Source organism: Chryseobacterium sp. LJ668, from assembly GCF_019613955.1.
Lineage (GTDB): Bacteria > Bacteroidota > Bacteroidia > Flavobacteriales > Weeksellaceae > Chryseobacterium.
In genome coordinates this window covers 1,261,075-1,276,047 of the sequence record NZ_CP080443.1, presented here as the reverse complement: position 1 = coordinate 1,276,047, position 14,973 = coordinate 1,261,075, and the positions used below count along the sequence as shown (strand labels likewise).

Annotated in this window: 15 protein-coding genes; 10 read left to right on the top strand and 5 right to left on the bottom strand. The window is 34.8% G+C overall.

All coding sequences use genetic code 11. The features are described 5' to 3' along the window. The first annotated feature begins 6 nt into the window (after positions 1-6). The 7 genes from K0U91_RS05960 (at position 7) to K0U91_RS05930 (ending at position 7,624) form a co-directional block, all read left to right on the top strand. Positions 7-1,311, top strand: a complete 1,305-nt coding sequence (locus K0U91_RS05960; RefSeq protein ID WP_219969956.1) for a cation:proton antiporter — start codon at positions 7-9, stop codon at positions 1,309-1,311. Next, on the top strand, positions 1,308-2,027 hold the full coding sequence (locus K0U91_RS05955; protein WP_220178756.1) for a DNA alkylation repair protein: 720 nt from the start codon (positions 1,308-1,310) through the stop codon (positions 2,025-2,027). Before K0U91_RS05960 ends, K0U91_RS05955 begins: the two co-directional genes overlap by 4 nt. A 69-nt stretch (positions 2,028-2,096) precedes the next feature. Continuing rightward, on the top strand, positions 2,097-2,765 hold the full coding sequence (locus K0U91_RS05950; protein WP_220178755.1) for a hypothetical protein: 669 nt from the start codon (positions 2,097-2,099) through the stop codon (positions 2,763-2,765). 92 nt (positions 2,766-2,857) lie between these two features. Then, the gene (locus tag K0U91_RS05945) at positions 2,858-4,855 is read left to right on the top strand and encodes a hypothetical protein (RefSeq protein WP_258561817.1); all 1,998 of its coding nucleotides are present in this window, start codon (positions 2,858-2,860) and stop codon (positions 4,853-4,855) included. Between the two features lie 41 nt (positions 4,856-4,896). Next, positions 4,897-6,132 carry a hypothetical protein gene (locus K0U91_RS05940; protein ID WP_220178753.1) on the top strand — a complete coding sequence of 412 codons (1,236 nt, stop codon included), beginning with the start codon at positions 4,897-4,899 and terminating at the stop codon, positions 6,130-6,132. A 16-nt stretch (positions 6,133-6,148) separates the two neighbouring features. After that, positions 6,149-6,487 carry a DUF6122 family protein gene (locus K0U91_RS05935; RefSeq protein WP_219969961.1) on the top strand — a complete coding sequence of 113 codons (339 nt, stop codon included), beginning with the start codon at positions 6,149-6,151 and terminating at the stop codon, positions 6,485-6,487. Positions 6,488-6,550: 63 nt separating this feature from the next. Further along, positions 6,551-7,624 carry a calcium:proton antiporter gene (locus tag K0U91_RS05930; protein WP_220178752.1) on the top strand — a complete coding sequence of 358 codons (1,074 nt, stop codon included), beginning with the start codon at positions 6,551-6,553 and terminating at the stop codon, positions 7,622-7,624. A 34-nt stretch (positions 7,625-7,658) separates the two neighbouring features. Here the strand turns inward: K0U91_RS05930 and K0U91_RS05925 are convergent, their stop codons facing one another. After that, positions 7,659-8,039 carry a group III truncated hemoglobin gene (locus K0U91_RS05925; RefSeq protein ID WP_219969963.1) on the bottom strand — a complete coding sequence of 127 codons (381 nt, stop codon included), beginning with the start codon at positions 8,037-8,039 and terminating at the stop codon, positions 7,659-7,661. 160 nt (positions 8,040-8,199) lie between these two features. Between K0U91_RS05925 and K0U91_RS05920 the strand changes: the two genes are divergently transcribed. After that, complete coding sequence (locus K0U91_RS05920) at positions 8,200-9,171, top strand: ion channel (RefSeq protein WP_220178751.1); 972 nt, start codon at positions 8,200-8,202, stop codon at positions 9,169-9,171. Beyond that, on the top strand, positions 9,168-9,659 hold the full coding sequence (locus K0U91_RS05915; RefSeq protein WP_219969965.1) for a YkgJ family cysteine cluster protein: 492 nt from the start codon (positions 9,168-9,170) through the stop codon (positions 9,657-9,659). Before K0U91_RS05920 ends, K0U91_RS05915 begins: the two co-directional genes overlap by 4 nt. A 164-nt stretch (positions 9,660-9,823) precedes the next feature. Here K0U91_RS05915 and K0U91_RS05910 read toward each other — a convergent pair whose 3' ends face one another. From K0U91_RS05910 to K0U91_RS05895, 4 genes are all read right to left on the bottom strand, one after another. Beyond that, on the bottom strand, positions 9,824-10,192 hold the full coding sequence (locus tag K0U91_RS05910; RefSeq protein ID WP_220178750.1) for an iron chaperone: 369 nt from the start codon (positions 10,190-10,192) through the stop codon (positions 9,824-9,826). A 132-nt stretch (positions 10,193-10,324) separates the two neighbouring features. After that, entirely contained in the window at positions 10,325-11,683 is a 1,359-nt protein-coding gene (gene gdhA / locus K0U91_RS05905; protein ID WP_219969967.1) for an NADP-specific glutamate dehydrogenase, read from the bottom strand. 190 nt (positions 11,684-11,873) lie between these two features. Then, on the bottom strand, positions 11,874-12,983 hold the full coding sequence (gene dprA, locus K0U91_RS05900) for a DNA-processing protein DprA (protein ID WP_220179054.1): 1,110 nt from the start codon (positions 12,981-12,983) through the stop codon (positions 11,874-11,876). Positions 12,984-13,018: 35 nt separating this feature from the next. Continuing rightward, positions 13,019-13,786 (bottom strand): rhomboid family intramembrane serine protease, encoded by a 768-nt coding sequence (locus K0U91_RS05895; protein WP_220178749.1) that lies wholly within the window; start codon positions 13,784-13,786, stop codon positions 13,019-13,021. A 215-nt stretch (positions 13,787-14,001) separates the two neighbouring features. Here K0U91_RS05895 and K0U91_RS05890 point away from each other — a divergent pair, with 215 nt between their 5' ends. Then, positions 14,002-14,934 (top strand): DUF3078 domain-containing protein, encoded by a 933-nt coding sequence (locus K0U91_RS05890; protein ID WP_220178748.1) that lies wholly within the window; start codon positions 14,002-14,004, stop codon positions 14,932-14,934. Positions 14,935-14,973: the final 39 nt, after the last annotated feature.

The window sequence follows — 14,973 nt, the reverse complement described above, 5'->3', positions numbered from 1 at the left end:
AATTCATTGGAATTATATTATTCATTTTCGGCTCTTATCGTTTTAGCATCCATATTCGCATATATCAACTACAGATTTTTGAAGCTTCCGAACACCATCGGAATAATGGTCATTGCCATTGTGGTATCGATCATCCTGGTCTTCTTTGGTGAAAATTTTCTTCCTAAAACATTCGGGCATCTGAATGATCTCATGAACAGTATTGATTTCACTGAAGTTCTGATGGGAGCCATGTTGAATTTCCTTCTTTTTGCAGGCGGAATCCACATTAATATCAATGATTTAAAGGAACAGTTCCGTCCCGTTTTGATATTTTCGACGGCCGGAGTGATTATTTCAACTTTTATCGTGGGTTTTGGAATGTTCTATTTCTTACCTCTTGTTGGGTTGCAAATACCGTTTATCTATTGTCTGGTGTTTGGAGCATTGATCTCACCCACCGATCCGGTAGCTGTTTTAAGCGTTTTGAAACAAGCCAACATTTCAAAATCTCTCGAAACAAAAATCGCCGGAGAGTCTTTGTTTAACGACGGTATGGCAGTTGTAGTTTTCACCGTTGTATTGCAGCTTGCAATCGGTAGCGAAGTAGATTTGGGCATAGAAAATATCACGATCTTATTGATTAAAGAAGCTGGTGGAGGATTGCTTTTGGGTATTCTTTTGGGTTGGGTCACTTCAAGATTAATGAGGGAAGTTGATGATTATATTATCTCAGTTTTAGTTACATTGGCAGTTGTAATGGGCGGTTATCTAATAGCAAGACAAATGCACGTTTCCGGACCTTTGACGATGGTTGCGGCAGGTCTTTTTATGGGTAATTTCAATGTGAAATTTAAAATGAAATCAATTACGCAGGATTATTTAATTAAATTCTGGGAGCTTATTGATGAAATCCTCAATGCGGTTTTATTTCTCTTCATCGGTTTCGAATTGTTGATGATCAAAGATCTGAATCACTATATCATTCCGGGTCTTTTGGCAATTGCAGTAGTATTGATTGCAAGATTTATATCAATTTGGGGACCTACAAAATTTATGTCATTCAGAACAAGATTTAGTCCGCAAACCATAAAAGTTTTATTTTGGGGTGGAATTCGGGGTGGTGTTTCTATCGCTTTGGCAATGTCTATCCCGAAAAATGAATACAGCAATGCTATTTTAAGCATTACTTACTGTGTGGTTGTTTTTTCAATTATTGTTCAGGGACTTACCATTGCAAAAGTAGCCAATCCGAAGAGGATTGAAGAGGAAGAGCAGAAGCTGGGAAGTGTCGCTTTAGATCATGCAAAATATACACCTGATAGACAATGAATTATATTTTAAAAGAAATAAAAGCAGCACTCAGCCTTCTTTCCATTCCTGAAAAGGCCGTTTTTTTGCCTAAATTTTTCAAAACCGGAAAAGGAGAATATGGCGAAGGTGATCAGTTTATTGGCGTGGTTGTTCCGGAACAGAGAAAAGTTGCCAAAGAATATTTTTCGAAAATCGATTTAGGGGAGTTAAGTGAACTTCTTTCTTCAGAAATTCATGAGCACAGACTGACTGCATTATTTATGCTGATCCTTAAATTTGAAAAATCCAAAGATCAAACGGTAAATGATGAGATTGTGGAATTTTATCTGAATCATATTCAATACGTCAATAATTGGGATTTGGTTGATACAAGCTGCTATAAGATTCTGGGACGATATGCTTTTGAAAATCAGAACGAAAACCTTCTGAGGAAGCTTACTGATTCAGAAAATATGTGGCACAAAAGAATTGCTGTTGTAGGAACGATGTATTACGTAAAAAATGGTTTTTTTGAATTAACTAAAGAATTTGTAACGCACAACTTGCATCATCCACACGATTTAATGCATAAAGCAAACGGCTGGCTTTTGAGAGAGATGGGAAATAAAAACGAAACAGAATTGATCAGTTTTCTCAATCAATATTACAAAGTGATGCCAAGAACGTGTCTCCGTTATGCAATTGAAAAATTAGACGAAAGTCTGAGACAGGACTATCTGAAAGGCAGAATTTAAAGTCATTTTGCTTACAACATGAATATTTACGGCTAAATTCAGTAAGTTTGTCATCTATAAAACAGAATCATGAAAATTACTCTAAAGCGGTTACTAATACTGCTTCCCTTATTATTTCTTACAAGTTGTTTTGATATTTTAGATAAAGTCAACGTTAAAGCTGACGGAAGCGGTGAGTACTCAATTATTCTCAACGCAAGCAAAAGCAAGACACGATTAGCCTCCATCTCAAAAATGGAAACCATCAACGGCAAGAAAGTTCCAAAAAAATCTGAAATTGAATCCAAAATCAACGAAGGGGCAAGAATTTTTAAAGGCGTTCCCGGAATTTCCAATGTGAAAACTTCGATGGATTTTGATAATTACATCATCAAACTGAGCTGCAATTTCAAAAAAATTGAAAATATCAATGCGGGATTAGAACAGTTGAAAGCCAAAAATATTCTCGGGAAGATGACACCTACTCATATTTATAGTCATAATCCTGTCAAAAAAACTTTTACCAGAAACAAAATCAATACCTTCAAAAGTGATTACGACAAACTGAGTGCCGCTGATAAAGAAGTTTTTAATAACGCAAAATATATTTCTGTACTCCAGTTCGAAAATAGGGTAAAATCTCAATCAAATACCTTTTACCAGCTTTCGCCTAACAAAAAAGCGATGAAGCTTGAAGGAAATATTTTAGACTTTATCTTTGAGAAAAAACAGGTTCAAAACAACATCATATTACAATAATTACCAGATTACATATGAAATCAATTTTACTAAAAATACAAAAGTTCGCTTTCCTGTTTTTTTGCTTTACACTTGCCTTTGCCCAAAACAGTATGAAAATTCCTCAGAATACATTATTCTATATGGAAATCAATGGCAAACAGCTGAATAAAAAAGTCAACTGGGAGAAATTCAATCCGTTTTTACAGGAGATCAGTAAAGATAAAGGCAAAGACAAGGATAAAAAACCGTCTTGGATGGATTATTCTAAAACAGGGATAAAGTATGATGCCACGCAATATCATTATGCTACTTTAAATGATTCTCTACAGACGTATAACGCTCATTTAATAATAGATAACAAAGAGAAGTTTCAGGAATTTATCAATTCGACTAAGAAAAAAGGGCTGGAAATTTCTAAGAAAAACAATTACTCATATGTTGACCTTGACGAAGATCTTTTCGTGGCATGGAATGATCAGCATGCGGTGATTACAATGATAAACTATCAAAAACCGTCTAAAAATATTTGGAATGATAGGGTGTATGCAGTCGACAGCACTGCAACTGCGGTTGTAGACAGTGTATATGTAGATGTTGATAGTGCCGCCACTGTTTACGATACAGAAAAGCCTTTTGATTATAAAGAGGAAATACAATACCTGAAGGATGAAATAAAATATCTGAAATCTAGCATCAAATCAAATAATGAAGATATTGCCAAACATCAGAAAGACATCAAATATCTTGAGAAGCATCACCAATATCCGGAAGAAAAAAAACAGCCGGAACCTATAACAGATTCTGTATATTCTGAAGAGACTGTAGAAGTGATGCCTCCGACTTCTGGTGACGATTACATAGAAACTGAAGTTTACCCAGTTGATTCCGAATATCAGAAAGAAATGGATTCTTTAAGGGCAATAAAATTCAAAATTATAAAAGGGATTGCAGAAAGTAATTTTGACAGATACTTCGATTCTAATCTTGAAATTGAGACTCCTGCAGAAATGCTGAGTTTCCGGGATTCAGATTCAGATGTTTTCGTATTTGCAGATTATGGTAAAATTATCAACGAAGGACCGTACAAAAATTTGTATAGTCGTTACGATTTCACAAAGTTTTTAGGTAAAATGTACAATTCAAATTCTTCGTATAATCTGTATTTTGATAAAGACAAAGTAAGGCTGATTAATAATTATCAGCACAAAAATTCTGATATGCAGAAGAATATTTCTAACATTTTTAAAGGGAAGAAAAACAAGAAGCTTAATTCGTTAATCAACGATAAAAGTATTGGGTATTATGCCATCAATATCGATGGTTATAAGACTTTTGACATGATGTACAGCTTCTTTCAGGATGCTGGTGAAGGAGAATATCAGAAAGAGCTTGAGCTGATGATCGAAACCATGAAAATTGTACTGGATGAAGAGGCCATTGCCAAAATAGCACCCGGAAACGGAATCTTAGTTTTAAACGAATTGAAATCTAAAAAAGTAGAGTACACTGATTATGATTACGATGATGACTACAACGAGAAAGAAATAAAAAAGACCAAAGATGTGATGGTTCCGGATTTCGTTTTTGCTTTTGCTACAGAAAATGAAGGATACTGGAAGCGTATTTTTGATGCGATGACTACCAATAAAGATTTAGCTAAAAAATTTACAAAAAACGGAGATTTTTATACTTTTAAAGAAGGTAAAAGCAACGGATATCTCGACCAGTTATTTTTCGCGGTAAAAGATAGAACTGTTTATCTGACGACTTCTAAAGAAAATTTGACAATCAAAAAACAATCATCAGTTTCAGAAAAGTGGATGAAAGATTCTGCGAAATATCCGTTATCAGGGAGATTGGATCTTCAAAAATTATTAGTGGGCCTTGAATCGGAATTTAAGAGCGTTTCTGAAAGAAAAACATTGAATTCATTAAGGGAAAATGTGGGTGATGTCTATTTTAAAACTGAAGTAAAAGGAGAAAGCATTCAGTCTGAAATGAATTACAATATTAAAAATTCTTCGGAAAACAGCCTGATGTATTTCTTTGATCTGTTTGACGAGATTTTTAAAAGTATGGAATCCGACAAAAAGCTGCAGACGCTTTAAAATGAAGGCATAATTCATAATAGTTTTTATTTAAATTCTTAATGAAGAAAAAATATATTATTCTCATTGCCATTTTTCTTTTTTCGGCGGCAGTCTGGTTTTTGATCTTCCGTAAAGATAAAAGCTTAAGATATATTCCTGAAAATGCCGATGTTATTGTATTGATTGATACCAAAAAGGTCACGAGAAAATATATTACAAGCTTACTTCAGCATCCGTCTGAATGGTTTAAAAAAGGAAAGTCAGACGCCCGTAGAATTAAATTCAGAGATTCCGGGATAAAAATTCCAGATTATGTACAGATTTCTCATCTGAAAAATACTAAAATTACCGAATGGTACACCATATTTGAAATAAATGATAAGCAGGAATTTTTGGCATTTCTAAAAGACAGCAAATTTATAAGTAACGGCAAAGACCTATTTAAAAAAGATCAGGTTTATATAAAAATTTTTGGCGAAAAATGTACTGTAGGTACATCGAATAAGGTTTTTATTGACATTAAAAATCTACTTTTGCAGAATGTCAGGAAACAAACTTTAAATGCAGATTCTTTTATGGATGGTGGTTTAGGAAGCATTTCACTGATAACGCAACCGCATAATCAAAATTTTTCTATTGATCTGAATGATGATGAGATAGAGATCAAAAGTAATTCGAATCTTGAAAATTTTGCCATATTGATTTCTGATTTAAAAAAAGAGACTCAATTTCTAGAAGCAGAATTGGACAGAGAAAATATCAAAAAATTCAGCCAGCTACTGAATATAAATTTGAATGATTCTGCAAATATCAATTACTTAAAAATGTCGGCAAATCTTACAGAGGAAAATGACACGATCATGAGTTATGGCTATGACGATAATTTTAATGAAATTGAAAAAGTAAGCTATCAGAAAATCATTCAGCCGGCTTACGAAATTGTGCTGCAAAGTTCTAATCCTGCAATAACCCGGCAACATTTCCAGAATAAAAAGTGGATCAATGCTCAGAATCAGTTTACAGCTATTCCGTTTCAGCCCAATTCAATCAGTCAGAATAAAAATAGAATTATAATAGAATCTAAAAGGAAAAGAATTAAAGAAAATGCAGTCTTAAAGAAGAATTATATCTTTGTGAAAAATCATCCATTATTATATTTATCTTTAAAACCTTTATTCGGTTCTAACATCAACTTTTTAAAAGACATCGAATATCTTTTTTATACCAGTAAAAATAAAGATTATTATGGTGAGATAAAATTTGTGAAACGAGATCTTCCGTTAATTTTAAGATAAATCCAGCCAAATACTGATGAATCCGTCTGATATTATTCTATTAAAATCGTTTATTCATTATTTTTTGCATCTGGTTTTCCCAGCGGCTTTTGCTTATGTGTTTTACAGAGAAAACTGGAAGAAAGTATATCTAATTCTTTTGGCTACAATGTTTGTGGATGTCGACCATCTGATTGCAGATCCTATTTTTAATCCCAACAGAATGAGTGTGGGTTTCCATTTCCTGCATTCTTATTATGCGATAGCGGTGTATTTTTTGCTCTTATTTTTTAAAGGTAATCTTAGAATCATTGGGATTGGCCTGCTCTTTCATATGCTCACTGATTTTCAGGATTTCGAGCTCTGGAATCATTAAAATAAGATTAATTTCATCTTTTTGTAATTAAAATTCCTTAGTTTTTTTGTATTTTACAGACTTATGAAGCTTAGAGAATTTTTAAATTATACATATATCTTCCCGATTGTTGCGGTAATTTATTACTTCAGTGGCTTGATGGGAACTACTACAGTTGTCTTTGATGTTATTGCCGGCGTTTTGTTGACAGGAAGTGTATTGTCTGCCGTACATCACGCAGAAGTAGTCGCACATAAAGTGGGCGAACCTTACGGAACGATTATATTAGCGCTTTGCATTACAATCATTGAAGTTGCATTGATTGTTTCACTGATGGTTGCAGGCGGTGAGCAGGCAATTACTCTAGCACGAGATACGGTATTTGCTGCTGTAATGATTATTCTCAACGGGATTATTGGTATCTGTATTCTGGTTGGCGGTGTAAAATATTTTGAGCAGTATTTTGCACGTACATCCGCAACGACTTATCTGGTAAGTATCGTTTCTATTCTGGTGATTACTTTAGTGCTTCCCAATTTTACATCAAGCGTCAACGGACCGTTTTATAACAATGCCCAACTGATATTTGTCTCAATTGCCTGTCTCGTGATTTACGGGGTTTTTCTGATGGTGCAGACCGTAAGACACAGAAGTTACTTTGTACCTGCAGAAGGTAACGCAGAAGAACATTTTATCCCAAACAAAATACAGGCACTTATAAGCTTTTTCTTTTTAGTTATATGTCTTGTCATTGTTGTTTTCATGGCTAAAGGTCTATCGGGGACGATTGAAGATATGGTACAAAGTATGGGTGCGCCAAAATCTTTGGTAGGCGTGATTATTGCAGCCGTTATACTGCTTCCGGAGGGTCTTGCAGCAATTCGTGCTGCGAGGAATAATCAGATTCAGTCGAGCTTAAATCTGGCTTTGGGATCGGCGTTGGCAAGCATTGGGCTAAGTATTCCCGCAATTTCTATTGTAAGTATTATATATGATATTCCCCTGGTGTTGGGTTTAGATAAAAAAGATATTATTCTTCTTTCGCTTTCGGTTTTTATTGTGATGTTATCCTTAAGCAGAGGAAAAACGAATGTTTTGTACGGAACTGTTCTTCTCGTGAATTTGGCGGCTTATATTTTTACCGTAATTGTACCTTAATTTTAGTGCTAATTTAAATCAAAACATCAATCCTTTATTTTTTTCTTGCCATTTCCATTTTATAAGACATGAGGTTGGCAATATTTTCGGATTTGGTAATTGCCATTGAAGCATTTTCACCGGTAAAATTTTCTTCAATAGTCAGTTTCCAAAGTGCAAGCCAGCGTTCAAAATGATGTTTCTCCAGTGGCTGAATTTCATTAATCGGAAAATGTTTCTGCATCGGATTTCCTTTATAGCTCATCTGCCCAAAAAGAATGGTTTCCCAGAAAGAATACATTTTAGGCAAGTGTTGTTCCCAATCTACCTTCATGATTTCTTTGAAGAAAAACCCTATTGTTTCATCTTTTACAACTTTTTCGTAAAAAGAATTGACGAGCAATTCAATATCTTCTCTTGATTCAAGCTTTTTCATATTTAATTCATTATTAACGAGCCAATTATCAAATCTAGGATAAAAACAGATTTATATCAAATTTCTGTACTTGATAAATTTCATAAAAACAATGTTTTATCTTTGCACTTTCTATTCATTTATTAAATTAAAATAGAAGCACAAATGATATAATTACAATATGGCAAGAGGTTTTAAAAAGAGAATTCAGCAGAAGAACACCGATAATAGCGGCTTCGGAGCCAGTGCTTCAGGAAGATTTATTAATAAAGACGGGCTTCCGAATGTGAAAAGAAAGGGTATTAACGTTCTCAACAGGCTGAGTTGGTATCATACAATGCTCAATTTATCTTCGTTCCGTTTTATCTCTTATCTGGTGCTAATGTATATTTTCATCAATATTATTTTTGCATTTATTTATTATTTAATCGGAGTTGAGCATCTTACCGGGATTGATAAAAGCGACCCGGTGAACGAGTTTATTGATGTCTTTTTCTTCAGCTCGCAGACATTTACAACAGTAGGTTACGGAAGGATTGCTCCGGTAGGTTTCACTGCAAGTCTGGTAGCTACGTTTGAAGCGTTTTTAGGATTGCTTACCTTTGCTATTGCAACCGGTTTGTTTTACGGAAGATTCTCCAGGCCGAGAGCTTATCTCAGATTTTCAGATATTGCTGTTATTGCTCCTTTTCAGGATGTTACAGCATTGATGTTTCGCTTGGCACCCTATAAAAATAATGCATTAACGGATGCAGATGTTACACTTTCAACAGCCATTGAAATCACAGAAAACGAGACTACAAAGATTAATTTTTACCGTTTAGAAACTCAATTAAGTAAAATAAATACCTTAGCTCTGAACTGGACAGTAGTACATAAAATTGATGAAAATTCCCCGTTTTACGGATTTTCTGCGGATGACTTTAAAAACACGAATATTGAAATGATCGTTCATGTACGTGCATTTGATGAAGTTTTTTCTAATACTGTGGTACAGAGATCATCGTATGTTTCTGATGAGATCATTCACGGTGCTCAGTTTATACCGATGTATTATCCTGACTTTGACGGTCAATCAACGATTTTAGATCTGGATAAGATCAATGAATATAAAAAGGTAAGTCTGCCGGTTGCAGATCCGGATAAGCAATGAAGAATTTAGAGTTTTACAAAAAGCAGGCTTTACAAAAGCAGAAAGAGCACAGAAAGTTTCTGGATGGTCTGAAAAAGAAGCCCCCTAAAAATCTTGACTATATCGTTGAAGAAACTCACGAAAAAGTATTTGAAAAGATAGATTGTCTGCAGTGCGCCAACTGCTGTAAAACTACAGGCCCGCTTTACACTGAAAAAGATATAGAACGGATCTCAAAGCATCTGCGGATGAAACAGGCAGATTTTGAAGCGAAATTTTTGCGTGTGGATGAAGATAACGATAAAGTTCTTCAAAATCTGCCATGCTTTTTTCTTAATGGTGATAATACCTGTTCGATTTATGACGTTCGCCCAAAAGCCTGCCGAGAATATCCTCATACTGACCGGAAAAAGATCTATCAGATCAATGATCTGATGATAAAGAATACCTTGATTTGTCCGGCTGCTTTTGAGTTTGTAGAAAAGATGATGCTCACAGTCAATAAATAAGTGATCTTAAATTATTAGAAAAAATCCTAAACTTTAGTTAAAAGCTAGATCCAATAAAATTTTATCACGCTATGAACGTTTAAACATTAAATCAACCCCCAATTGATTTGCTTTTTGAAGTAGTTTTAGTATATAAGTAGAATGAAATCCTGGAATCTTATGTTTCAGGATTTTTTCTGTTCAATTTCCATCATTCTTAACTGTACTACTTTTTCTATCAAATCTAAAGGCAAATCTTCATTTAAAGGAAACCGAACAGCACCTTTAGAAAACTTGTACTTTCTATTTTTAAATTCACTTTCAAAATGTCTGATGGCTTCGGGACCGGGATAAAAACCAATATGCTTTTTATAACCAGCAAAATAGGCCAGCGGTTTATCTTTATATTTAAATCCGGGCATTTGATAACCTATATACTCTTCGATTTCAGAATCTTGAGAGTGAAGTGTCTTTCTTAAAATTTCAAATTTTATCTGAATTTCCTCAGAAAATAAAAGAAAATATTCATCTATAGATTTGAATGTATTTTTCATTAGAATCTTTTCATAAAAATAAAAAAAGCGCTGAATAAATTCAACGCTTTCCTCTTTCACTATTACTTTTTTCCCATTATCCCGGGACAGGCTTAATGAAAAAGGCCGGGAAAACTTCCCGACCTTTATATTTTATACTACACCTTGAGCAAGCATTGCTTCTGCAACTTTTACGAATCCGGCAATGTTGGCGCCTTTTACGTAGTTGACATAGCCGTCTTCCTCTTTTCCATAATCTCTGCACGCTTTGTGAATTCCGATCATGATTTCCTTCAATCTTGCATCAACTTCTTCAGAAGTCCAGTTGAGTCTGATTGAGTTTTGAGTCATTTCTAAACCTGAAGTAGCAACGCCACCTGCGTTTGAAGCTTTCCCCGGAGAGAATAATACCTTGTTCTCAAGGAAATAATTAATAGCATCTAATGTAGAAGGCATATTCGCAGCTTCAGTAACACAGACACATCCGTTTTCTACCAATAATTTAGCATCTTCAACATCCAGTTCGTTTTGAGTTGCCGAAGGAATTGCCACGTCGCATTTAACTTCCCAAGGACGTTTTCCTGCGTGGAATACAGCTGATGGATATTTTTTAGCATAATCTTCAGCCCTGTTATTTCCAGAAGCTCTTAATTCTAATAAATATTCAATTTTTTCTCCTTCAATACCGTCTTTGTCATAAACATAACCGTCTGGTCCTGAAAGGGTAACTACTTTTCCTCCAAGTTCGTTTATTTTTTTAATAACACCCCAAGCTACGTTTCCGAAACCTGAAACAGTTACCGTTTTATCTTTAAAAGTCTGTCCGATTGTCTTCAGCATTTGTTCAGCGAAGTATACAACCCCGTAACCAGTCGCTTCAGGACGGATCAGTGATCCTCCATAAGCAAGACCTTTTCCTGTAAGAACTCCTGTAAATTCGTTTCTGATCTTTTTATACTGACCAAATAAATATCCTATTTCTCTTGCTCCAACACCAATGTCTCCTGCAGGAACGTCAGTTTCTGGACCGATATGTTTGCAAAGTTCTGTCATGAAAGCCTGGCAAAAACGCATTACTTCCATATCTGTTTTTCCTTGCGGATCAAAATCTGAACCTCCTTTTCCACCTCCCATCGGAAGTGTCGTTAGAGAGTTTTTGAAAACCTGCTCGAATGCTAAGAATTTAAGTACAGAAAGGTTTACTGTAGGATGAAAACGAATTCCCCCTTTGTAAGGTCCGATTGCAGAGTTCATCTGAATTCTGAACCCTCTGTTTACCTGAATTTCTCCTTTGTCGTCAACCCATGGAACTCTGAAAATAATAATCCTTTCAGCTTCGGCCATTCTCTCTAGAAGCTTCATGCCGGTATATTCTTTTCTGGTAAGGATAAACGGAATTACAGTAATGGCAACTTCTTTTACGGCCTGTAAGAATTCCGGTTCGTTTGGATTTTTTGCCTCAATTTTAGCAATAAATTCCTGAATTTTCTGGTCAATATTATATTGTTCCATATAAGTAAGGTTGAATATTATGTCAACAAATTTAATTTTTTTTTCAAGATTCACAATAGCTTATTTAATATTTGCTGATAATTCAATAATAATGCAACAGAATATTATTAAATTGACAATTATGAATTAAATTTTATTAAAAATTAAATGTTATATATGAAATAATGAAATATTAAGAAATCATTAATTTTCATATTGCTACAAATTGTCTCCCTGAAAACGATTTTACTTTCCCTAAAAGCTCTAATTCTAGAATCACAGGCAACAATTTGTGTGAGACAGTGGAAATTTGCTCAGCCAAATCATCTAAAGAAATGTGCGGGTTTGCCGCAATTTTATTATAAATTAATTCTTGATTTTCAGACAATTGAATTGTTGAGTGGCTATAAGAAAAAAGCTCTTCTATTTTTTCTTTTGGATCGTTGAATCCTACTAAATTTAGCAAATCTTTAAAGGTGGAAATTGCAGTCGCTTTATTCTGAAAAATAAGATGATTACAACCTTGGCTGTACTTATCCGTAATCTTTCCGGGCAATGAAAAAACATCTCTGTTGTAGTTGTTCGCAAAGGTTGCAGTACTGATCGATCCGCCCCCAAACGCAGTTTCAACAACAATAGTAGCGGGAGAAATACCGGCAACAATTCTGTTTCTTTGTATGAAATTTTCTCTGTCAGGTTTTCGGGAAGAATTGAATTCTGTAAGCAGGCCCCCATTTTCCTCAATGATTTTTTCTGAAAGTTTTCTGTTTTTTGAAGGATAAAACGTGTGAAAACCATGAGCCAACACTCCAATCGTAGGAATTTGATGTTTTAAGGATTCCTCATGAACTTCTTTATCAACTCCTAAAGCCAAACCACTGACGGAAATAAATTGATGTGTTTTTACTTCTTCGAAAAAGTCTTCTATGAATTTTTTGCCATAAGCTGTAATGTTTCGCGTACCAACTAAACTGATGGGTTTTAAATTTCTCTCAAAATTGCCCTTTTGATACAAAATCGAAGGTGCATCGTCACATTCCGCCAATAAAAAAGGCAGCTCATTCTGATGGCGCAGATTGATTTTTATGGAATTTTTTTCGCAAAATAAGAGTTCTTTTTCTGCAAATTTTAGATGTTCTGCATTTCCGATATCGGAAACAGTTTTTGTTCCGATTCCGTCGGTTTTACCGAGTTGTTTTTTTGCAGATTCCCAAACGTTTTTTGCGCTCCCAAAAGATCGTACCAGCTTAAAGAAATTAATGTCACCAATAAAATTACACTCACGAAGTGCGATAGAGTAGAGATGTTCTTCAGAATACATTTGTGTTATTTTATTCAAATGTAATAAATTAGGATTTATTTTCTTCTGATTTCTTCTAAATGATCCCAAAGATCTTCGTTTTTTTTGTATGGTAATTCTAAAAAATCATCAGGATGGTTTTCTTTGTATTCCTGCCAAAGCTTATCGTCTTTTTCACTATAATAGTTAGGGAATTCCCAGATGAATCTTTTCTTTTTTTCGCCTATATTTTTAAATACAAAAGCCAAAATACTTCCCACAACAGCACCAGATAAATGAGCCTGCCAGGAAATTTTACTGGGTTCCTGCATATTATAGAAAAGCTCTTCAGGAAGCATTCCCCAGATCAAACTTCCGTAATATAGAACGACCAAAAGTGAGATGGTAAGAAGTGTCATATTCCATTTAAAGACGCCACTGAAGAAAAGAAAAAAAGCAAGAACATACACAACACCGCTTGCTCCGATGGTACAGGTGTATATATATTCGCCTGTGAGAAAATCAATTGGTGGAAGAGTCCAAAGCAAAAGTCCGGTAGCAAGCCAGCCAATAATAAAAACTTTGTTGGCTACTAATGGGTAAAACTGATAAAGAAGTCCCATTAAAACAGCTATGGGAATTGAGTTTCCAACAATATGATCAACGCTCCCATGGAGGAGAGGGGACGTGATAATTCCAAGCAAACCTTCCGGCAACAAAGGAATAATTGCTCCAAAGCAACTTGCAAAAAAGCCCTGCATCTGTAGAAAATATCCGAACCACATAGCACTCAGCATCAGCAGAGGATAGATGATTGCATTTTTGTAAATTACATTTTTAAACATACCGGAAAAGTGTCAAATCAAAAGCCAAGTATAAATTTCGGAAAATTTGTCGATGATTTTAAATTTTATCACTTATTCAAGACAAAATGTAATGTTTTTAAAACTTTTTTGTTTGAAATGATGGCGTAAAACAATCCTTTTACAAAACCGTTAAACCCTGTAAACCTTCTATATAACATTATATCTTTATTTTTGCACTTGAAAAAATGAGATATATGAAAAAGATTTTCGTTTTGCTTTCTTTGTATCTGTGTGTATATTCATTTGCACAGGTAATCATCAGCGATTCTGCAGCAGCTGACACCATCAAAAAACCGAGACACTGGTCTGTCGTTGCAAAAAACAGCCTCATGTTTAATCAGGCAGCTTTCTCAAATTGGGTAGGAGGTGGAGCTAATAATGTAGGATGGCTCGCAAGTGCAAATTATAATCTTGTATACGAAAAAGGTCGTCATCTTTGGGAAAATATCATTATTCTAAATTACGGACAAAACACTACAAAAGGCGTGGGAACAAGAAAAACTCAGGATGTTCTGAATGTTTCTACCAACTACGGACGACAGTTTTCAAAAAGCTGGTACGTTTCTACGGGAGCGAGTGTACTTTCGCAATTTTCAGGCGGTTTTGAAGATGGTAATAATCCTGAAGCTAAGAAAATTTCAAACTTTATGGCTCCTGGATACGTGAATGCCGGTCTGGGTATCACTTACAGACCTGACGAGAATCTTACGGTTACTTTAAGACCTGCCAACGGAAGATTTACCTTTGTTTTAGATAAAGAATTGCAGTTAGGCGGAAACTATGGTTTGAAGGCTGATGGTGATTTTTTCCTGATGCAGATCGGTTTTCTCGGTTCTGCCATTTATAAAGTAAAACTCATGGAAAATATCGAAATGACAAATACAGGTTCTATTTTCTCTAATTATTTAGATAAACCTGATCATATGGTGTTGTCGTACAATATGCTTTTAAATATGAAAATCAACAGATTTGTATCATCCATTGTGACTTTAGATTTGATGTATGACCATGATCAAATCCAGAAAACACAGTTGAAGCAGACTTTAGGGATTGGTTTTGCCTACAACATTGATAACGGTGTGAAACGTTCTGACAGAAAAGACAGTCAGTGGTGGTTAAAGAAATAGATTTGAGATCAATATACACAAAGAAAGCACTTCGATTGA